General features: G+C 68.4%; 17 protein-coding genes. 9 read left to right on the forward strand and 8 right to left on the reverse strand.

The features are described 5' to 3' along the window. The 5 genes from ACM9NP_RS20990 to ACM9NP_RS21010 all read right to left on the reverse strand — a co-directional run. Window positions 1-1,020: MFS transporter (locus tag ACM9NP_RS20990; RefSeq protein WP_415648474.1), on the reverse strand; the 1,020-nt coding region annotated here is incomplete at its 3' end. Beyond that, on the reverse strand, window positions 1,017-1,646 hold the full coding sequence (locus tag ACM9NP_RS20995; RefSeq protein WP_415648475.1) for a winged helix-turn-helix domain-containing protein: 630 nt from the start codon (window positions 1,644-1,646) through the stop codon (window positions 1,017-1,019). The genes ACM9NP_RS20990 and ACM9NP_RS20995, both read right to left, overlap by 4 nt. A 621-nt stretch (window positions 1,647-2,267) precedes the next feature. Continuing rightward, complete coding sequence (gene nudC / locus ACM9NP_RS21000; RefSeq protein WP_415648476.1) at window positions 2,268-3,137, reverse strand: NAD(+) diphosphatase; 870 nt, start codon at window positions 3,135-3,137, stop codon at window positions 2,268-2,270. After that, the gene (locus ACM9NP_RS21005; RefSeq protein ID WP_415648477.1) at window positions 3,134-4,453 is read right to left on the reverse strand and encodes a M16 family metallopeptidase; all 1,320 of its coding nucleotides are present in this window, start codon (window positions 4,451-4,453) and stop codon (window positions 3,134-3,136) included. Before ACM9NP_RS21005 ends, nudC begins: the two co-directional genes overlap by 4 nt. After that, window positions 4,453-5,778 carry a M16 family metallopeptidase gene (locus tag ACM9NP_RS21010; protein ID WP_415648478.1) on the reverse strand — a complete coding sequence of 442 codons (1,326 nt, stop codon included), beginning with the start codon at window positions 5,776-5,778 and terminating at the stop codon, window positions 4,453-4,455. Before ACM9NP_RS21010 ends, ACM9NP_RS21005 begins: the two co-directional genes overlap by 1 nt. A 287-nt stretch (window positions 5,779-6,065) precedes the next feature. Between ACM9NP_RS21010 and ACM9NP_RS21015 the strand changes: the two genes are divergently transcribed. From ACM9NP_RS21015 to ACM9NP_RS21040, 6 genes are all read left to right on the forward strand, one after another. Further along, on the forward strand, window positions 6,066-7,031 hold the full coding sequence (locus ACM9NP_RS21015) for a methionine ABC transporter ATP-binding protein (protein ID WP_415648479.1): 966 nt from the start codon (window positions 6,066-6,068) through the stop codon (window positions 7,029-7,031). Beyond that, on the forward strand, window positions 7,028-7,669 hold the full coding sequence (locus ACM9NP_RS21020) for a methionine ABC transporter permease (protein ID WP_415648480.1): 642 nt from the start codon (window positions 7,028-7,030) through the stop codon (window positions 7,667-7,669). Before ACM9NP_RS21015 ends, ACM9NP_RS21020 begins: the two co-directional genes overlap by 4 nt. 131 nt (window positions 7,670-7,800) lie before the next feature. Further along, window positions 7,801-8,613, forward strand: a complete 813-nt coding sequence (locus tag ACM9NP_RS21025) for a MetQ/NlpA family ABC transporter substrate-binding protein (protein ID WP_415648481.1) — start codon at window positions 7,801-7,803, stop codon at window positions 8,611-8,613. A gap of 234 nt (window positions 8,614-8,847) precedes the next feature. Continuing rightward, window positions 8,848-11,964: an ATP-dependent helicase gene (locus ACM9NP_RS21030; protein ID WP_415648482.1), complete on the forward strand. Its 3,117-nt coding sequence runs from the start codon at window positions 8,848-8,850 to the stop codon at window positions 11,962-11,964. Next, window positions 11,907-15,071, forward strand: coding sequence for an ATP-dependent helicase (locus ACM9NP_RS21035; RefSeq protein WP_415648483.1), 3,165 nt, complete (start codon window positions 11,907-11,909; stop codon window positions 15,069-15,071). The genes ACM9NP_RS21030 and ACM9NP_RS21035 overlap by 58 nt, the downstream gene beginning before the upstream one ends. Window positions 15,072-15,137: 66 nt before the next feature. Next, a complete protein-coding gene (locus ACM9NP_RS21040; RefSeq protein WP_415648484.1) occupies window positions 15,138-15,665 on the forward strand; it encodes an AAA family ATPase in 528 nt (175 codons plus the stop codon). A gap of 60 nt (window positions 15,666-15,725) precedes the next feature. Here the strand turns inward: ACM9NP_RS21040 and ACM9NP_RS21045 are convergent, their stop codons facing one another. Beyond that, window positions 15,726-16,517, reverse strand: coding sequence for an SGNH/GDSL hydrolase family protein (locus ACM9NP_RS21045; protein WP_415648485.1), 792 nt, complete (start codon window positions 16,515-16,517; stop codon window positions 15,726-15,728). A gap of 220 nt (window positions 16,518-16,737) precedes the next feature. Between ACM9NP_RS21045 and ACM9NP_RS21050 the strand changes: the two genes are divergently transcribed. Continuing rightward, window positions 16,738-17,520 carry a hypothetical protein gene (locus tag ACM9NP_RS21050; protein WP_415648486.1) on the forward strand — a complete coding sequence of 261 codons (783 nt, stop codon included), beginning with the start codon at window positions 16,738-16,740 and terminating at the stop codon, window positions 17,518-17,520. Window positions 17,521-17,610: 90 nt separating this feature from the next. Here the strand turns inward: ACM9NP_RS21050 and ACM9NP_RS21055 are convergent, their stop codons facing one another. Next, complete coding sequence (locus ACM9NP_RS21055; protein ID WP_415648487.1) at window positions 17,611-17,838, reverse strand: DUF3107 domain-containing protein; 228 nt, start codon at window positions 17,836-17,838, stop codon at window positions 17,611-17,613. Window positions 17,839-17,967: 129 nt separating this feature from the next. Next, a complete protein-coding gene (locus ACM9NP_RS21060; RefSeq protein WP_415648488.1) occupies window positions 17,968-18,663 on the reverse strand; it encodes a TetR/AcrR family transcriptional regulator in 696 nt (231 codons plus the stop codon). A gap of 127 nt (window positions 18,664-18,790) precedes the next feature. Between ACM9NP_RS21060 and ACM9NP_RS21065 the strand changes: the two genes are divergently transcribed. Further along, on the forward strand, window positions 18,791-20,029 hold the full coding sequence (locus ACM9NP_RS21065; protein ID WP_415648489.1) for a hypothetical protein: 1,239 nt from the start codon (window positions 18,791-18,793) through the stop codon (window positions 20,027-20,029). A 192-nt stretch (window positions 20,030-20,221) separates the two neighbouring features. Beyond that, a complete protein-coding gene (locus tag ACM9NP_RS21070; RefSeq protein ID WP_415648490.1) occupies window positions 20,222-21,166 on the forward strand; it encodes an alpha/beta fold hydrolase in 945 nt (314 codons plus the stop codon). Window positions 21,167-21,184: the final 18 nt, after the last annotated feature.

Genomic DNA, 21,184 nt, shown 5'->3' on the forward strand with positions numbered 1-21,184 from the left:
CGCCGAGACTCGACCGATGAGTTCCTTCGGGGAGCGACGTTGGATCAGGGTGTTGTCAGCGACGATCACCACGGGCAGCGCGAATCCGGCGAGCGCCGCCGACCCCAAGACGACGGGAATGCTCGGGATGGACCACAGGAGGAATGCGGTGGCGAGACAGAGGAGACCGGCGCCCTCGGATCCCAGTTCCCCGAACCGGCGGACGATCCGGGCGGCCAGCACGCCGCCGATGATGCCGCCGACGCCCATCGCCGTCACGATCACGGAGATGAACTCCGAAGGCTGGCCGAGGCCCTTGTCGGCGATGGCGAAACCGACCGACTCGATCGCTCCGATCGCCCACGCGGCGATGAACATGCCACTGACGGCCCGCAGCAACGCCTTCTCCTTGGCCAGGAAACGGAACCCGGCCGAGATCTCGGCCCGCCAAGCCAGACCGGACGGCTCCCGGCGGGGCTGCTCGACGGCGACGAGCGCGAACATGGCCGCCGCGATCACGAAGCAGACGGCGTCGAGGATAGCGACCGCGAAACCGCCGGCCGTCATGTAGATCCCGGCGCCGATGATCGGACCGAGGAGACGCATGCCCTGACGAACGGTCTGGGACAGGCCGTTCGCGTCGACGAGCTGATCATCCGGCAGGAGCAGTTTGAGCAGACCGTTGACGGCGGGGGTGTCGACGACGCCACCCACTCCGAGCATGAACGCGACGAGATAGATCATCCACACGTCGGCGACGCCGGAGACGAAGGCCAGGGGCAGCAACACGAGGATGTTGAGCAGGTTCGCCACGACGAGGAACGGCTTGAACGGCAGGCGGTCGACCAGCCAGCCCGCGAGGGGTGCCATGAGGTACGGCGCCCCCAGGAAGAACATCGTCAGACCTGCCGCGCCGTCGGATCCGGTGAGGTCCTTGACCCAGATCGCCAGGGTGATCAGTAGCAGAGAGTCGCCGATGATTCCGGCGACCATTCCGGTGAACATGAATCTGAAGGATCTATTACTCAGGATGGACTTCATGGGGTGTCCTCAGTGGTCTTATCGTTGTCGGGGGTGTCGTTGAGGTCGATGGACGGGGCACCCCAGGCCATCAGGCGGATCAGTTTGGCGTCGGGCGGGCGAAGCGACGGATCAGTGAATCGGTTGATGTTTCGCAGTAGTAGGCGCGTGATGTCCGCGTTGAGCGTCTCCAGCTCTTCGAGGGTGAGCCACTGCATCGACTGGGTGGAGAACGCAGCGTCACTCCACTCGGGACCGAACCGCGATCGTTGCGTCGTCCATTCGCGGTACTCCGCCAGTTCGCGCTCGATGAGCATCGTGCCGGCCGCGTCGCCGGCGGCGTTGAGCTCGGGGTCGTCGGTGTTGCCGAACGACGAGCCCCGTGGCACGAACTTCCACTCCCGACGGCGGCCCGTTCCCTCACCGGTCTCGGTGATGAAACCGCCGTCGGCGAGTTTTCGCAGATGCCAGGAGCAGTTGGCGGGACTCTCGTCAACGCGGCCAGCGAGCTCGGTCGCGGTGGCGGGACCGTGCGCGGCCAGGAGCTCCAACAGACGCATCCGCAGTGGATGCGCGAGCGCGCGAAGGGAGTCCAGGTCGGTGATCTGCCGGACTGGCCAGTCGTTGTCTTCCTCGGTGGCGGACATGTATCGAAAGATATCTTTCGAAAGGAGTCTTTTCAAGCATGGATCGAGAATTCAGCCGAACGGCGGATGAGGGGGCGGGGCCGACTCGGGCGGGCGGAACGGGATTGGCATGGATCGGTTGGAAGGCGCGCTCGGCGGTCGCGGCGGTGTGCGCGCCTGCGACGACGAGGGCGCGCTTGACAGGGGTGCGTCGCGATCGGTCTCGTCGGTGCGAGGCGAAGGGACGTGCGGGCACAACCGAATGGCGAAACCGTTGGTCTGGCACCGATGCGCGAACGAAGGTCGCGGGCGACTGCCGGAACCGTGGACGCCGAAACCCGGTCGTGGAAGGAAAGGGCGATCGCCGCCCAAGACTTCGATGGGTCCCCCGGTGTGGGCGGCCAGGTGCGCTGGCCGGAGGTACGGGCGGCGAAGCGCGCTCACTGGCATGAAACCAGCGCTTCCACACCCCACCCCAAATCCGGGGGCAGACCACCCACATGGCCCGTCGTCGACATTTCATACCGCGACGACCAGGGCGTCAAACAGATAAACGCCGATCGCTCCGGCGTGTCTTCAGGTTCGCCGCCAGACGACTTCAGCTCGCCGCCACCGGATCACCCGAACGAATGACGAAGCACGCTACGCACGGTGTGCGGAGCCGGTGCCTTCGGCGAGCCACCGTTCGAGAAGGAACCGGGAGATTGAGATGGTGATCGAACTGAGCAACGGCGCCGGTCGACCCGCGACAGCGTCGGCGATGTCGGCGCGATCGAACCAGCGCGCCTCGGCGATCTCGTCGGTCTGCGGAACGATCGGCTCCGCCGGGTCCGCGACCGCCTCGTACGCCAGCATCAACGAACGCGGATAGGGCCACGGTTGACTGGCGACGTAGTCGAGGGCGTCGATCGTGACACCGACCTCCTCCGCGACCTCGCGGCGCGCGGCGGCCTCCGCCGACTCACCCGGTTCGACGAAACCCGCGATGCACGAGAACCGCTTCTCCGGCCAACCGACGCCGCGTGCGAGCAGACACCGGTCCGCGCCGTCGGTGATGAGCACCATGACGGCCGGATCGGTACGCGGCCACAGCACGGTGTCACCGTCACGGCGTTCCCAGCCTGCGGCCGACAGCTCGGTCGGTCGTCCCGACGCGAAACTGAACCGGTGATCGAGATGCCAGCGCGACAACGCGACGGCGACCGTCAGGACGTCGGCCTCGAACTCGGACAGCTTCGCGCCGACCTCACGCAGTCCGGCGCCGCCCGGAACGGGACCGGCGACCGCGAAGTACGGTTCCTCCTCACCCCCGAGGAACAGGCGCTCCCCTTCGGGGGCGTCGTCCGCGGCCACGAACGCGAGCCTCGGCGGATCACCCACGACCGGGACGTGCCCGGTGGTCGGGTCGACGACGATGACGCGCGCCCGCTTCCACGCCTTCGCGATCCACTCAGGATCATTCCGGCGATGCGCCGCTCGATCCAGGACCGTGCGCGCCAGCCACAGCGTCATCCCAGTATGTCCACTTCGTCCAACGCCCGGATTTCGTCCGCGATCTCCCGCTCGTCCCCGAGCACCACCGCGATCGCCTTGGCGGGAGCGAAGATCTCGCGAGCCACCCGATGCACATCCTCAATGGAGACCGCGGAGAGCCGACGAGCGTGGTCGAGCAGCCAGTCCGGGCGCAAACCCATGCCCGCGAACGTCGACGTGAGCGACGCGAGACCCGCCTGCGTCGCCGTCCCGATCCGCAACGTCCCGAGCGCGTACCGCCGAGCCTGTTCCAGCTCCTCGGACGTCGGTTCGGTGACGGCGAGCCGTCCCAGTTCGTACCGCATCTCCCACAGGGCGGGCGCCGTCACCTCGGTGGCGACGTCCGCGGCGATCACGATCATGCTGCCCGCGAGCGCGTGGTCCACCGTGGAGCGCGGGGAGTACGTGTACCCCTTCGTCTCGCGGATGTTGTGGACGAGCCGAGACGAGAAGTACCCGCCGTAGATCAGGTTGGCGAGTTGCTGAGCCGCGTTGTCGTCGTGGGTGCGGGGGTATGCCTCCAGGGCCAGCCTCAGTGAGGACTGGACGGACTCGGGGCGGTCGACGAGGCCGAGGGGCCCGGTGCGCGGCGATGGCGCGGGCGCCAGGACGAGCGGTTCGCCGCCGCCGTTCCACGCGCCCAGCGCGGCCTCACCGGCGTCGAGTGCCTCGTCGACGGGAAGGTCGCCGACGATGACGAGCGTGGCGCCGACGGGGTGCACGCGTTCGGCGTGCAGCGCGAGTAGCGCCTCGGACGTGACGGTGGCGACGTCCTCCGGCTCGGGGACCTGGATGGAGTAGGGGTGTTCGCCGTAGAGACGGCGCAGCAGGGCGCGCTGGACCAGGTGGCCGGGTTGTTGGCGGGCGACCGAGATGCGGTCGACCAGGCGCTCGCGTTCGACGCGGACCTGGTCGGCGGGGTAGGTGGCGTCGCGCAAGACGTCGGCGGTCACGGCGAGGAGTTCGCCGATGCCACCGCGCAGGCTGTTACCCGCGATGATCAGCCGGTCGGGGTCGACGCCGGCGGCGAGACCGCCGCCGACGGCCTGAACACGCGCCGCTATGTCCACAACGGATGCCGTGCTGGTTCCGGAGAGGAGGGTCTGCGCCATGACCGAGGCGACGGCGACGTCCGCGTAAGCGAACGGGATACGCAGACGGATCTCGACGATCGGCACCGACGGGCGGTGGATCGCGAGGACCGTCAGGCCGTTCGGCAGGTGGCGCTCACCGTACTCCGGGATCGTGAACTCGGTCGCGGGCGCGAGCTCGGGTACCGCAATCGTCGTCGTCATTACTTGGTTCCCCCGGGGATCGCCTCGATGATGGCTCGTCGGTCGGGCGTCAAGGTCGCCGCCGCCGACACGATGTCTTCCTCGCTGACCTGGGCGAGCAGTTTCGTGAACCGGGTCGCGAGGGTCGCGTCTCCGTGGAGGACCTCGCTGGTGCCGAGCCGCAGGGCGCGGTTGATCACGGCGTCGTCCTCGCGGAGCAGGTGGGCCGCGATGCGGGCCTTGACGCGCGCCAGTTCCGTCTTCGCGAGCCCGTCCTCGGCGAGGCGGGTCAGTTCCTCGCCGGTGTACGCGAGGAGTTTGTCGACGTCGCCACCGTTCGGCAGGTGCGCCGACAGGATCATGGCGGTGGGGTCGGCTACGGCGAACGGCTCGCCCATGACCCCGACGTAACCGCTGATGCTCGTCGCGGCGCGTTCGGTGTGGATCAGGCGCTCGACGAGACGCGACGCGTCGCCGTCGGTGAGCAGCTCCCCGAGGACGACGTACGGCAGGTAGGCGGTGATGTCGGCGGCCGGGTCTGGGACCCGCCAGGCCACCGCGACGGCCGGCAGCGGCGCACGTTTATCAACATAGGACGATCGACGTTCGGCGGTGAGGTCCGGTTCGGTGAGGTCACGCCGAGTGGGAGCAGGTCGGGTCGGAACGTCACCGAAATGCCGTTCGATCATGGTCACGGCCTCGGCGACGTCGAAGTCGCCCGTCACCGCCAGCACGGCGTTACCCGCCGCGTAGTACGTCTCGAAGAAGGACGTGGCGTCCTTGACGGTCGCCGCCTCCAAGTCCTCGAACGAGCCGTAGCCGTCGTGGGCGTTGGGGAAGGTGTCGAACATGACCGGGGGCAGCTTCAGCCACGGAAACCCGCCGTACGGCCGGTTCAGCACGTTGACACGGATCTCCTCCTTGACCACGTCGATCTGGTTGGCGAGGTTCTCCTCGGTGATCGCGGGGCCGCGCATGCGGTCGGCCTCCAGGAAGAGCGCGCGTTCCAGCGCGTTCGACGGCAGCACCTCGTAGTAGTCCGTGTAGTCGAGATGCGTCGAACCGTTGAGCGTGCCGCCGGAACCTTGGACGTAGCTCATGTGCTCCAGTTTGGCCACATTGGCCGATCCCTGGAACATCAGGTGCTCGAAGAGGTGCGCGAATCCGGAACGGCCCGGCACCTCGGAGCGGATTCCGACCCCGTACACGACCGCCACCCCGACGACCGGGACCCCCCTGTCCGGGCTGAGGACGACCCTCAATCCATTGGGCAGTCGGTACTGCTCAACGAGGAAGTCCGTTCCGGGAATGCTCACCTGCTGGGGAGTAGTCACGTGCCGAACCATATCGCGGCGACGTTCTACACCCCCGTCCTGCCACCGGACACGGTGTGTTCGGGGAGCGACCCGACCAGTCGTGCAAGTTTTCTCACAATCACTTGGCGGTCACCACTCCCCCTGGTTGACTGGCCGCCATGACGAACACCCGCCGCAACATGTGCCGCCGTGACGCAGTCCGCGTCACGATGTCGGCGCGGCGTGCGTGTCGTCGAATGTGTGCCCACTGAGGGCCTTCTGCCAGGTCGCGCCCCGAAGCGACCGCTCGTCCGCACGCATTCCGTTTAGGTCATGTCTTGATCACGCTCCATCATGTATCGAAGAATTACGGCGCCGTGCGCGCCGTCGACGACGTCAGCCTTGACGTCCCCAAAGGACACATCCACGGGGTGCTCGGCAGGTCCGGCGCGGGCAAGTCGACACTGCTGCGCACCGCGAACCTGCTCGAACGCCCCGACTCGGGAACAGTCGCCGTCGGCGGAACCGAGCTGACGGCACTGTCCGCTTCCCGACTGAGGACCGAACGCGCCCGGATCGGGATGGTGTTCCAACACTTTCAGCTACTCGACAACCGAACCGTCGCCGCCAACATCGCGCTTCCGCTGCGACTGCACAAGACGGAACGCTCCGCCCGGCGCGCCCGCGTCGCCGAACTGCTCGAACTAGTCGGGTTGACCGACAAGGCCGACGCGTACCCCGCGCAACTGTCCGGAGGACAGCGGCAACGGGTCGCGATCGCTCGCGCCCTCGCGCCCCGACCGGACGTGCTGCTCTCCGACGAGGCGACGAGCGCGCTCGACCCGCACACCACGGTCGACATCCTCGACCTGTTGGCACGGCTGCGGGACGAACTCGACCTGACGATCCTGCTGATCACGCACGAGCTGGACGTCATCACGCGCATCTGCGACACGGCCTCCATCATGGATGAAGGTCGGGTCGTCGAACACGGTGCCGTGGCCGGGTTGCTCGCCGAGCCGGGGTCGATCCTCGGGGATCAGGCGTTCCGGCTCGCCCCGTCCGCCAACGACGGCGACGGGATCGACGCCGAGATCACGTTCACGGCGTCGACCGTCGGTGAGCCGGTCCTGGCCACGCTCGTGCGGCGGTTCGATCTGGACGCGTCCATCACCGACGCAGCCGTGCACACCGTCTCGGACGGAACTGTCGGTCGGATGCGGTTGCGTCTGCCCGATACGCCCGCCGCCGAGAAGGCCCTCGCGTGGCTCGCCGAGAACAGGTACGGGGTGCGTCCGGTATGACGGAGAATCTCATCCGCGCGAGCCTGGAGACCCTGCACATGATCGGTCTGTCCACACTGTGGACGATCGTTGGAGGATCCGGGCTCGGCGTCATCCTGTTCGTCACGAGGTCGAACGGTCTGGCCCCCAACGGGGTCGTCAACCGCGTCCTCGGAGTCATCGTCAACATCGGACGATCGGCGCCGTTCATCATCCTCATGGTGGCGATCTCGTCGCTGACGAGGCTCATCGCGGGAACGACCATCGGCAGCGCCGCGGCGGTGGTACCGCTCTCCGTCGCGGCGATACCGTTCTTCGCCCGACTCGTCGAATCGGCCCTGATCGAGGTCGACCCCGGTCTCATCGAGGCCGCCGAGGCGATGGGCGCGCGACGACGCGGCATCGTCTGGCGGGTACTCGTTCCCGAAGCCCTCCCGGCACTGGTCCGAGGCCTGACCGTCACGATCGTCGCCCTCACCGGGTACTCGGCGATGGCGGGTGCCATCGGCGGCGGTGGGCTCGGCGACCTCGCCGTCCGCTTCGGATACCACCGATACCAGACCGAATACCTCATCGTTTCCGTCGTGCTGCTCATCGTGCTCGTCCAGATCGTGCAGTTCGTGGGCGATCTGGCGGCGCGCCGCCTCGACCACCGCTGAATCAACCCACCGGCATGATCGGCGCCCCCGCGCGCCCTGGACATGTCCGACATATCGGAAAACTCCCCTTCTCGGCGTGCCGACCGGCGCGACCGCGTTCACGAAAAACCTGTTACTAAGGAGACGTTTCAATGGCCTCATTTGTGAGATCAGCAGCCGCGGTAATTTCGTTGGCCGTCGTCGGAGGCGTGACCGCGTGCTCCGGCGGCAACGCCGACGACACCCTGCTCGTCGGCGCCACGCCCGCCCCCCATGGTCAGATCCTCGAGTTCATCAAGGAGAACCTGGCCGAGGAGGCGGGGCTCAACCTGGAGATCCGCGAGTTCACCGACTACAACCAGCCGAACGCGGCACTCGACGCCGGGGACCTCGACGCGAACTTCTTCCAGCACCAACCGTTCCTCGACGAGTACAACAAGGCGAGCGACGCCGACCTCGTCTCCGTGACCGGTGTCCACGTGGAGCCGCTCGGCGCCTACTCGTCGAGCATCGATAACCTCGCCGACCTGCCGGACGGCGCCCAGGTCTCCATCCCCGCCGACGCGAGCAACGGCGGCCGGGCGCTGAAACTGTTGGCGGACAACGGACTCATCACGCTCGCGGACGGCGCGGGGACGCTGGCGACGGAGGACGACATCGTCGGTAACCCGTCGAACGTCGAGATCGTCCCGTTGGAGGCGGCCGAGTTGACGCGCTCGTTGGAGGACGTCGATCTCGCGGTCATCAACGGCAACTACGCGATCGAGGCCGACCTGGTTCCGTCGAAGGACTCGCTGGCCATCGAGTCGACCGATGACAACCCGTACGTCAACCTGCTCGTCACGAACGCGAACAAGACCGACGACCCCGACGTCGTCGCCCTCGGCGAGCTCCTCAACTCGCCCGAGGTCGCGGACTTCATCAAGGAGACCTTCTCCGACGGCTCCGTCATCCCCGCGTTCTAGCACCACCGAGGTCGTGCCCGTCCCCCCACACGGGACGGGCACGACCCTTCCGTCCGGTTGGGAACGCGGCGCCGACGAGGCCGACCGTCTCTCGGGCACATCCGGAATGATCACACTTCGCCTGTGACACAAGGTTTCCACCCGCGTTGACAACGAGTGTCCGAGACCGAATCGAACAGTCGGGACGATCGCCCGCAGACGGTGCCGTCGTACCTGCGTGATTTGATGTCGGACGTGACAGCGGCCCGCTATCGTTTCGTCGCGCGAGAGTCGGTCGATCCGGCCTCCGCGGGTCTACTGCTGCCCGATCGCCACCAGCGCGAAGTCATCGACCATCGCACCGGCCCGCTGCTGGTCACGGGTGGTCCCGGCAGTGGGAAGACGACGACGCTCGTCGAAGCGGTCGCCGCGCGAGTCGAGGAGGGCAGCGCGCCCGGAAGCATCCTCGTCTTCGGATTCGGCCGACGCGGCGCCTCCCGCCTGCGCAGAAGAATCGCGGCACGGCTGGACCGCACCGGCGACGAGGTGCCCGTCTTCAGTTTCGCGGCCTACGCGTTCGCGATCCTGCGGCTGGCCGCCGCGGCCCGCGACGCGCCGCCGCCGATCCTGTTGCCCGGCCCCGAACAGGACGTCATCATCCGGCGGTTGCTCGCCTCCGACACGATCGACTGGCCCGAATCGGTGCGCCCGGCATTGGCGACCTCGGCGTTCGTCGCGCAGTTGCGTGACCTGCTGTTGCGCGCGACGGAACGAGGCGTCTCCGCCCCACGTCTGGCCGAACTGGGCCGACGCCATGACCGTCCCGAATGGATCTCGGCTGCGGACTTCGTGACCCGGTACGTCGACGTGCTCGCGCTGTCCTCGGTGACGGGCGCCGCGTCCTACGACACGGCCGAGATCGTCCGCGCCGCCGCCAGCGAACTCGCCGATCAACCAGACCTGATCACCCCGCCACGGTTCGTCTTCGTCGACGAACTGCACGACATCGACCCGGCGAGCGTCGCGCTCCTGCGCCTCGTCTCGGCCGGGGCGTCGATCACCGCGTTCGGCGACGCCGACTCCGCCACCTTCGGTTTCCGCGGCGGCGACGCGCGGATCATGCGCCAGTTCACCGACCTGTTCCCGCACTCCGACGGAAACCCCGCCGACCACATTGACCTGCCGGTGTGCCATCGCAGCGCCAAGGAACTGGTCACGGCGGCGCACGCCGTCTCGCAGCGGTTGTCCGGAGGCGCGCACCGCGCCAGCGATCACGCGCCCCGCCCCGAATCGGGTGACGGCGACGTGGTCGTCCTGGAAGTACCGTCGGCGACGCAACAGGGCGCCCATGTCGCCCAGTGGTTGCGCACCGCGCACCTTCGCGACGGTGTCGAGTGGTCCCGAATGGCGGTCATCGTCAAATCGGCGACGCAGCTCGGCCCGATCGAGCGGGCGCTGAGGCACGCCGCCATCCCGATCCGTTCCGGCAGCGACGACACTCCGCTGTCGGCACAGCCCCTCGTCACCCACCTGCTGACCGCCATCCGTTGTGGACTGGATCCGAAGTCTCTCGACGAGGAGACGGCCTCGGCGCTCCTGCAATCCCCGTACGGTGGCGGGGACGCCTTGAGCGAGCGCCGTCTCCGACAGGCACTGCGGACTCAGGCGACCGCCGACGACACGTTCCGGTCCTCAGGGGAACTGCTCGTCGAGGCGCTGCGTGAGCCGTCCCTCCTCGTGTCCATTCCAGATGAGCTGTGGGCGGATCCGGCACGCCGGATCGCCGGGCTGATGGAGTGCGCGCGAGACACGGTGGGAACGGTCGAGGACGTGCTCTGGGCGGTGTGGGACAGGTCGAATCTCGGCGAGACGCTCGCCCGTCGCGCCGTGTCGGCCGACTCGCGCGCCTTCGGTGCCGACGCCGGCCTCGACGCGATGATGACCCTGTTCGACTGGGCCGCGAAGTTCACCGACCGCCTGCCCGGCGCCGGGTGCGAGGTGTTCGTCGGCCACGTCCTGGAACAGCGGCTGCCCGCCGACTCGGTCGCCGAGCACGCCCGGCGCGGACCCGCCGTCGAACTGTTGACGGCGCACTCCGCGAAGGGCCGCGAATGGGATCTCGTCGTGGTCGCCGGGGTCCAGGAGGGTGTGTGGCCGAACCTGCGCCCGCGTGGTTCGCTCATGGGCGCCGAATACCTGGTCGAGACGTTGACGAGCGGAGCCGCCGACGTCGTCGACCCGATCAAGGTGCTGCTCGACGAGGAACGTCGACTGTTCTATGTGGCGATGACCCGGGCTCGGGACCGTCTCCTCGTCACGACGGTCGCTGACGACGACGAGGAACTTCCGAGCCGTTTCGCGGCGGAGCTCGGCGTCGAGCCGGAGCGCCGAGACACCGTCACCACACCGCTGACGCTGTCGGGTCTGGTGGCGCGCCTTCGTCGCGTCGCGATCGGCCCCGACGGCCCGGAACGGGACGACGCGATCGCCCTCCTCGCCCGATTGGCCGCCGACGGCGTGGCGGCCGCCCATCCCGACCGTTGGTGGGGGGTGGCACCGCTGTCCGACGACGGTCCGATCGTCGACGACGGCGGCACCGTGAACCTGTCCCCGTCCGCGATCGAGAAGGCCGACCGGTGCGGGTTGCGGTGGCTGCTGGAGCAGCACGGCGGCAGTGAACCGCCCGGCATCGCCCAGCAACTGGGGACGCTCGTGCACGCCGCCGCCGAGCGGGCCGCGACCGCGCCGGACCCGCGTTCGGCCATGGAGCAGGTCCTCGCCGACCACATCGACACCCTGCCGAAGGAGGCCACGTGGAAGGTGGCCCAGGAACGCGAACGGGTCTTCGGGATGGCCGATCAGCTGGCACAGTGGCTCGACGCGAATCCGCGTGAGTTCGTGGCGGCCGAGCGGGCTTTCCGCGTCGACGTGCCGGTGCCGGACACGACGGTGACGGCGTCGCTGAAGGGCAAGGTCGATCGGCTCGAACTCGACCTGACGGGGCGGCTGCATGTCGTCGACATCAAGACGGGCACGGCGAAACCGCGGAAGGCGGAGATGGAACGGCATCTTCAGCTGGCCGCGTACCAGGTGGCGATTCAGCGGGGCGCGTTCGAGGCGTTGGCGCCGGGAGCACCGCCGGGCGGGGGCGAACTGGTGTATCCCGAGTTGGGTTCGAAGGCGGCGTCGACGATGACGCAGCCGGCTCTTCCCGACGCGGCGAATCCCGGTTGGGCGGAGGAGAAGTTGGCGGGCGTCGCCAAGACGATGGCGGGTTCGACCTTCCTGGCCATCCACAGTGACAAGTGCCGGACGTGCGCGGTGAAGCAGTGCTGTCCGATCAGCGGCAAGGGAAAGCCGGTGACCGGATGAACCGTCCGGAGTTCAGCGCGCGGCGGCTCGCCGCGCTGCTCGGTGACCCGCACACGCCGACGGAGCAGCAGGTCGCGGCAATCGAGGCGCCGTTGGAGCCGCTGCTGATCGTGGCGGGCGCGGGTTCGGGGAAGACGGCGACCATGGCCGCGCGGGTGGTCTGGTTGATCGCCAACGGTTTCGTGCGCGGCGATCAGGTGCTCGGCCTGACGTACACGCGCAAGGCCGCGGGCGAGTTCGCGACCCGGGTTCGGCAGCGCCTCGCCAAGTTGTCATTTGTGGACTCACGTTTCCAGTCGGTGGGCGAACCGGTCGTCTCGACGTACCACGCCTACGCGTCCAACGTGGTCAGTGAGCACGGTCTACGGGTCGGCATCGAGCCGGGTACGACGGTCCTGTCGGCCGCGCACGCGTGGCAACTGGCACATCAGGCGGTGCGCGAGTACGACGGCGACATGTCGGCGACGAGCCTCGCCGTGGAGACGGTCGTCGCGCGCGTTCGCGCGCTGTCCGACGAGATGGCCGATCACCTGCGCGACCCGCAGGACGTCGAGGAGTACTCGACCGCGCTGTTGGAGGAGCTGGAGGCGCGCTCCGGCAAGAGATCCAATCAGGAGGTCCGCAAGATCGTCGGCGCGCTGCGGTCGCGGACCCAGCTACTGCCGATCATCACCGAGTACGAGCGCCGCAAACGGGCTGCGGGCGGAGTCGACTTCGCCGATCAGATCCGACAGGCGGCGCAGGTCGCTTCGACGTCGACCGCCGTCCGCCGGATCGAACGGGAGCGATTCCGGGTGGTGCTGCTCGACGAGTACCAGGACACGTCGGTCGCCCAGGTCTCTCTGTTGCGTTCGCTGTTCGGCGATGGGCATCCGGTGACGGCGGTCGGTGATCCGTGCCAGTCGATCTACGGTTGGCGCGGCGCGAGCGCGGGCACCCTCGGCCGCTTTCCGGGGGACTTCCCGACGAGCTCGGGTGCGGCGGCTCACCGCGCGGAGTTGACGGTGTCGTGGCGGAACACGTCCGAGGTGCTGGCGATCGCCAACGCCTTGTCTCAGCCGTTGCGCGACGAGGGACTGCCGGTGTCCCCATTGGAACCGGGTGCGGCCGGGGTCGGCGTCGTCGAGGCGGCGCTGTGCGAGACGGTCGACGACGAGGCCCGCTGGATCGCCGAGCGGGCGGGGGAACTGTGGCGGGGTTCCGATCCCGATGAGCCGCCGTCGACGGCGGTCCTGGTACGGCGGCGCAGCCAGATCGGCCCGGTGGAGCGCGAACTGCGCGCGGCCGGGTTGCCGGTGGAGGTCATCGGTTCGGGCGGTCTGCTGGACGCTCCCGAGGTCCGCGAGGTCTACGCGATCTTGACGGTTCTCGCCCGGCCGACCGCGGGCGCGGCGATGATGCGCCTGTTGACGGGGCCGCGTTGGCGGATCGGCCCTCGTGATCTGGTGGCGCTGCACGAACGGGTCGAGGAGTTGCGCCCCCGAAGTCGTGGCTACGAGCCGGACGCGGACGGCCTGACGCACGTGTCGTTGACGGACGCTTTGGACGATCTGGGGGACGTCGATCGGTACAGCCCGCTCGGTGCCGCCAGGTTGGCGGCGTTGAGGGACGAACTGGAGCTGCTGCGGTCGCGCGTCAATCAGCCCGTCGACGATCTGATCGCGGAGATCGTCGACGTGACGGGTCTGGACACCGAGATCGCGGTGACGGGTCAGGATCGGCATCGTCTGGACGCGTTCTGCGATGAGGCGAGCGCCTATCAGGCTCGGTCGGCGTCGCCGAATCTCGCCGGTTTCCTGTCCTATCTGGAGGCGGCGGAGGAGCAGGAGCACGGGCTCGACATCACGGGCGCGACGGAGCGACGGGGCGCGGTGCAGATCCTGACGGTTCACGCGGCTAAGGGGCTCGAGTGGGACGCCGTGGCGGTGTGCGGCTTGACGAAGGACGTGTTCCCGGGCAAGGGCGCGGGAACGAACTGGTTGCAGAACACGGGGAAGCTGCCGTATCCACTGCGTGGTGATGCGGAGGAGCTACCAATATTCCAGTATGGAGAGTCGACGTCGGCGGCCGACTTGAAGAAGGCCGAATCCCAGCTGAAGCGCGATCTCGCCGCCGCGCACCTGAAGGAGGAGCGTCGGCTGGCCTATGTCGCCATGACCAGGGCGCGGAGGCGGTTGTGGGTGTCGGGTTACTGGTGGGGGGACGCGACGGAGGCGCGTGGCCCGTCGCCGTTCCTGACCGAGGCCGTTGACTACGGCGCGAACGCCGTCCGCTGGATGGCGAAGCCTGAGGGCGAGAACCCGGTGCTGGCGGAGGCGATGACGGCGTCGTGGCCGTCGAAGGCGCCGCTCGGGGATCGACAGGAGAGCGCGACCGCGGCTGCGGTCGCCGTGCTGGAGGCGATGGCGGAGCTCGATCCGACCGAGGCGGTGTCCTCTGCGGAAGGTTCGCGGTGGCGCGACGAGGCGAAGCTGCTGTTGGCGGAGCGCGACGCGGCCGACGCGAACGTCATTGGGGTGGAGATCCCACCCGCGATGTCGGTGTCGGCCCTGGTGGCGTGGCACGCGGACGCGGAGGCGTTCGCCCGGCGGCTGCGTCGTCCGCTGCCGCAGCCCCCGGCTCCGCACACGCGCCGGGGCACCGCGTTTCACGCGTGGGTCGAGCGGCGGCTCGGCGGCACCGCTTTGTTCGATATGGACGACCTGCCGGGCGCGGCCGACCCCGAGGCCGCCGACGACGCGTTGTTGGATCGGTTGCGGGCGGCGTTCGAGGCGTCGTCGTGGGCGTCACGCACGCCGGTGGCCGTGGAGGTGCCGTTCACGACGGTGCTGAGCGGCGTCGTGGTGCGCGGGCGGATGGACGCGGTCTTCGCGACGGAGTCCGGTTACGAGGTCGTCGACTGGAAGACGGGGCGACTGCCCACTGGCGAGGACGCGCGGGCGGCGTCGGTACAGTTGGCGGCATACCGGCAGGCCTGGGCGGCGTTGCGAGCGGTCGACGTGTCGAGGGTGAGCGCCGCGTTCCATTATGTTCTGCCGAACGCCACGGTTCGACCGGCCGATCTTCCGGGCCTCGCCGAGCTGGCGGAACCTCTCAATCCATCCTGAAAAGACAAAACTCGGGTCGTGCCGCTCGCGGTGACGGCCTCGTCGTCGCGCGCGAAGGAGTTCGGCATGGTCGTTCGAGTCGTCATCACCGGTGGTCCCGGCGGTGGCAAGACCACCCTGGTGAAGCGGCTCGCCGCCGACGGTTTCGCGGTGATGCCGGAATCGGGACGGGCCGTCATCATCGAGCAGCGCGCGGCCGGCGGGGACGCGCTGCCGTGGCGGGACCGGGACGCCTTCGCCGCCTCCATGGTCGACCGCGATGTCGCCGCCTGGCACGCGGCGACGAAACCGGTGACGTTCTTCGATCGGGGCGTCGTCGACACCATCGGCTATCTCACGCTGGAGGGCCTCGCGGTGCCGACGCGGTTGGACGAGGCGGCGCGACGGTTGCGCTATCACGATCGCGTGTTCGTGACGCCGTGGTGGCCGGACATCTACGAACTCGACGCGGAGCGGCGCCAGACACCGGAGGTGGCCCGCGCCACGGAGATCCAGATCGGACGAACGTATCGCGAGTACGGGTACGAGGTCCTGCCGCTGCCGCTGGACACGCCCGCCGTCCGGGCCGCGTTCGTCCGCGACCACCTGGACTGACGACGACACCGCCCGCCGTCGATGTCGACGGCGGGCGGTGCGAGAGATCGTCGCGAACCGTCAGACCAACGGCGCGATCAAATCGGTGTAGGCGTCGTGGCCCGACCGGTTGGGGTGGAAGGACTCCACGATCGGCCAGGACAGACCGTTGAGCCATTCCTCGTCATCGCAGACGGCATGCCCGTCGAAGGCGCCGCGCGGGTCGACGTAGTCGAAGCCGTGCGCCGAGGCGACGGACCCGATGGTGTCGCCGAGCAGGTCCGCGGCCTCGTTCAGGCGGGCCTGTTCCTCACCGCTGATGCGGGTGATGACGTTGCAGGATTCGCCGTTGAACAGGCGCGGGTATCCGACGATGACGACCTGCGCGTTCGGTGCGGCGGCGCGGATCTCACTGTAGAGCGAGTCGAGACGGCCGGGCAGCGTGTTCGTGACGTACGCCTCGGCGTTGTCGATGTCGCCCCAGCACGTCCAGGGCCACGGGCGGGCGCAGGACACGACGACGTCGGACCAGCCGGTGTCGTTGCCGCCAATGGACATCGTGACGAGATCCGTGTCAGCGTTGAGGTTCGCCATCTGGCTGTTGCGAACATCGTCGATGACCGCACCCGAGCACGCGTCGAAGGTCAGCGTCAAACCGAGCTGACTCGCGAGCTGCTGCGGGTAGGAATGGTTGGACAACAGGCAATCGGTGTCGGTGTACTCGGCGGTGCCGGTACCCGAGGAATACGAGTCGCCAAGAGCGACGTAGTTAACCGCATCGCTGGTGACATCCGCCTGTGCCGAGATGGCGGTGCCCGATACGAACAGCGCGACGATCGCGCTGACCACGCCCACTCGAAGGGTCGTGCGCATACACATCCTCCGGGGTCTCAAATGGATACTGATGAGTGATTCATTACACTTTCTCACCCGCGCGGGCGAAATGTCCATACCCGCCGCGCCGCCAATCCGTGTCATTCCATAATTTTTCGACAACATGACGGCACTCGCCGTGACACTCCGATGGGGATGCCGCGTCGCCGATCCCGACGGGAGCCGACGAAGCTTTGCCGACATCGGCGACACTGAGGTCGTGGAAGCAGACAACGGCACCCCCAGACGAGCCGACGACCCCCGCCGCATGCTCATGCTGTTCGGGCTGGCCGGCGGCGCGATCGTCGTCATCGGCCTGATCGTGGTGCTGGTGATGAGCTCGACGGGCGGCATCCCCGGCGACACCCCCGGAGCGGCACCGGGACCGAACGAGAGCCTCCCCCCGTTGGCTCAAGCGTGTCCCCCACCGACCTCCGAGCCACCCGGCACCGGCGAGAATCCGTCCACACCAGATGGAGAGCGCACGGTCGACCAGGCCAGCGGCATCAGCTATCGCGCGTACGGCGATCCGTGGATGCCGTGGACGCAGACGTGGAACGGAGGCGATCTGCAGGTCGAGTACCGCACGGGCCAGTACTTCGTGACGGAGACGTACGGCGACGACGCCTACCCGCAGGAGTACCTCGCGTCGATCCTGTCGGGCAGCGTCCGCGCCTCCGTCAACGACGGCACCCAGCTCGACCTGGAGTGCGTGTCCCAACAGGTCGTCGCCGACGTCCGGCTGAACTACTACCCCGACAGCAACGAGATCGAGACCCTGCGAGACGAGTACATCGCCCTCGGGGGCCTCCCGGCCTGGGTGCGCGTCTTCCGGTTGTCCTTCTCCGAACCGGGTTTGGAGGCGACCGACGAACTCGTCGGCGTCGCGCTCATCAACGTCGGCAAGGCCGAGGCGGCCGTGTTGTACGTATCGATCCCCGGCACGCATTCCGAGTACGACCCGATCATCGACGAGGTCTTCGAGTCGGTTCGCCCCACGTGACGTCCCCTGACACGAATATCGCCACGCGCTCGTAGCGCGTGGCGATAGGACGATGAGAGCCGCGACCGTTGAGAACGGCGCGGCGCGACTTTAACCGGCGGTGAAACCGACGCCCCGGCTGGCGGCCTCGGCGATCTCCACATAGGCCAGTTTGTCGATGGGGACGATGATGCGACGGCCGCGCTCATCGACCAGGCTGAGCGTGCCCTGCTCGGACGTCACGGCCTTGTCCACGGCCGAGGCAATCTCGTCCGGCGACTGGGTGCTCTCCAGCACCAGCTCACGAGGCGCGAACTGCACACCGATTTTGACCTCCACGGCCCCTCCTAGTGACTCTTGACGATCGGGCTGACAAGGCCGGAGCCCGGCTTTCGGCGCGGCACCCGGGTAAATCCATGAAGGACGGACGAACCGGGGCGTCGCCCGGAGTCGTCGTCCGCGATGGAATCACCTGGTCACCACACGAAGCGGGGTCCCGACAGGCTCTAAGGCTACCTCGGTGCCGTCATCGGCCTCATCGGACGCCGCGCCGCTCTCCTGAAGCGGGAAGCGCGAGATGCCCCGCCACGTCAGCGTCGCCAGCAGACCGACGGCCTCTTCCTTCGGCACCGCCCGCTTCGACGCCAGCCACCGCCGCGCCGCCATCTCGGCGGCTCCGGTCAGACCGATCGCGAGCAGTTCGGCGCGTTCCCTGTTGACTCCGGTGTCCGACATGATCGTCTCGGCGATGGCGACGCCGCAGTCCCGTTCCACCCGGTCGACCCGCTCGGCGACGATCGGATCGTTGCGCAGGTCGGATTCGAACACCAGGCGAAAGGCCTCACCCTGGGCGTCGACGAAGTCGAAGTACGCCTCCATCGCGCGCCGCACGCGTTCGCGGTTGTCGGTGGTCGACGCCATCGCCTCGCGCACCGTCGACACGAGTGCCTCACCATGCGTGTCGAGCAGGGCCAGGTACAGCTCGAACTTCCCCGGGAAGTGCTGGTACAACACGGGCTTGGAGACCCCGGCACGTTCGGCGATGTCGTCCATCGCCGTGGCGTGATACCCGCGCGCGACGAACACCTGCTGGGCCGCGTCGAGCAACTGACGACGGCGCCGCGTCCGCGGCAGCCGCGCGCTGCGTCCTTGTGCCAGTGTCATCGCCGCCTCTATTCCTCAAGTGTCTGCCATGTCGTTACCACGCGACCGGGGGTTCACATGGTACGGCGGTTTTCGCCTGCCTCTCTTTAAGGTAACGTGCGGGCAGCCCACGAGAGAGGTTGCGGTGGTGTACGAGGCAAGTCGACGCGGTGACGGTGTGCAACCCGACAACATAGTCAGGTCTCAATTCGGTTCACCGGCGCCGAGCTCCAACGGCAACCGATCCGGCCGCGAGGCCGCGAGTTCCGGCGACGCCGGAGAACAATACCGCTTCGATCCGACTCGGCCGCGACGCCGCAGGTACGCGCCCACCGACGACGCCAACGTCATCGACGCGGAATCCTCCGAGGCGTCCCCGGGCGAAGAGCCGGAAACCGAGGGCGACAAGACCGCCGGGCAATGGACGGTGGACCGTCCCAAACCCGACACCGACGCCACGAGCGAACTCCCGCCTCGTCCGCGCACCACGATCCCCCGTCGTCGCCGCCACGCGGCCGAGGACGAGGAGGAGTACGCCGCCGACCGCAGCGCGGACCTCGACCGCATCGCGACCTTCCTGCGAAGCACTCAGCAGGCGCAGACGTCGGTCCGTCGCGCGATCGACGCCGGAGACTCCGCCGCCGAGGCGTCCGGCGAGGCCGCGCGCGGGCGACACACGGCTCCCGAGGAGAAGACCTCGGAACTCCCGACCGTCGCACCTCCACAGGCGGCGTTGGAACCGAAGAAGCCGTCGCCGAAGCCGTCCCCTTCCGCGACTCCCGAACAGGTGCTGGACGCCGTCCGGCAGATCCCGGGCGTTGCCGTGGCTCGGTTGTCCGACGCGGACCAGAAGTTGTCACTCGACATCGCCGACGAGGCCGACGCGGACGAGGTGCATCGCCAGGTGGCCGCGGTCCTCGACTCGAGGCTCGGGCTCCGCGCGCACCCCGTCGACACGGTCATCGCCGAGGCGACGCCGCGCCGCGTTCCGATGGCGCCGGGAAATCGTGTCGTCCTCGAACGCGTTCAGGCCGTCCTGTCCGGTTTCGAGGCGACAATCGAAGTCGCGCTCGCGGCGGGCGGCGCGCGCGCCGTCGGACGAGCCTGCACGCCCGCGGTGGACTGGCACGTCCAGCGAGGCGCCGCCGAGGCGGCCGTGGACGCGGTGGGCGTGCTGCTGGGCAACAAGGCGCGCGTCGTCGTCGAACACGCGGCGATCGAACAGGCCGGCCCCATCCAGGTCGCCGTCGTCGTCGTCCTCCTACTGACGGAGGCCGGTGCCGAACAACTCGCCGGAGCGGCGCCCGCGACGGGCGACCGACGACAGGCCGTCGTCCACGCGACGCTGGCGGCGCTCAACCGCCGGCTCGAGTCGTTGATGGCGTGACGCGGGCGCGTCGGTCCGCTGCGTCCACACGGCGTTCGGCCGCTCGATCGAACGGCCGCAACGCATTCGGGCAAATCTCGCGCACCGCGCCGAGTACTGTCGGGCGACGTTCCCCCCGGCCCGTTCGGAGTGACGCTCGGAACACTCGCCGGCACGGCTTGAGACCGCGGGACAACATCTAAACTCGCGTCTATGAAACGCGCGAGGCTGGCGGGCGAAACGGAGCTTCATCTTCGGGATGAGCTCATTCCACTGTGGCCGGGGCGCGATCATCTCGTGGGCGGCGAGCGCCTTTTCGTGCGCGAGACGCCGGCGATCACGGACGACGCGGAGCCCGCGCTGTACGTACACGGGCTCGGCGGTTCGGCCCAGAACTGGACCGACCTGGCGGACATGCTGTCCCACCGTCTCGCGGGGCAGGCGATCGACCTCCCCGGGTTCGGGCACTCCGCGCCGATCAAGCGCTACACGATCCCGGCTCTGGCGCAACGCGTCGCCGCCTGGATCACCTACGCCGGACGCGGTCCGGTGCACCTGTTCGGAAACTCGCTCGGCGGCGCCCTGTCGGTGTACGTCGCGGCGACGCGGCCGCATCTGGTGCGGTCGTTGACCTTGGTGTCCCCGGCCATGCCGTTCGCTGACGTCCGCCGGTCGACACAGTCGCGGCTCCTGCCGTTGCTGGCGCTTCCTCGTGCCGAACGCATCGCGGCCCGGGCGATGGCGTCGATGACGCCGGAGCAGGTCGTCGATCAGACGGCGGCGAGCCTGTGGGGCGAGCCGGACAGCGTCAACTCCCAACGGAGGGCCGAGGCGATTGATGAGATGCGGCGCCGGATGGCGGTGCCGTGGAACTCGCAGGCGTACGTGCAGACGTTCCGCGCGATCGTGTCGAGTTTCGTCCAGGCTTACCTGCCGGGCTCGGCGTCGCTGTGGCGGCTGGCCGCTCAGGTGACGGCGCCGACCCTCGTCATCTGGGGCAAGCAGGACAAACTGTTGGATGTGCGGATGGCGCCCCAGGTGGCGCAGACGATCCCCGATTCACGCCTGCTGATCCTCGACAAGGTCGGTCATGTCGCGATGATGGAACGGCCCGCCGCGACCGCGCGCGCGTTCTTGGGGATGCTGGACGAGATCTGACACGGACGGTCTTAGACT

Origin of the sequence: Stackebrandtia soli, from assembly GCF_965137155.1 — a bacterium.
GTDB lineage: Bacteria > Actinomycetota > Actinomycetes > Mycobacteriales > Micromonosporaceae > Stackebrandtia > Stackebrandtia soli.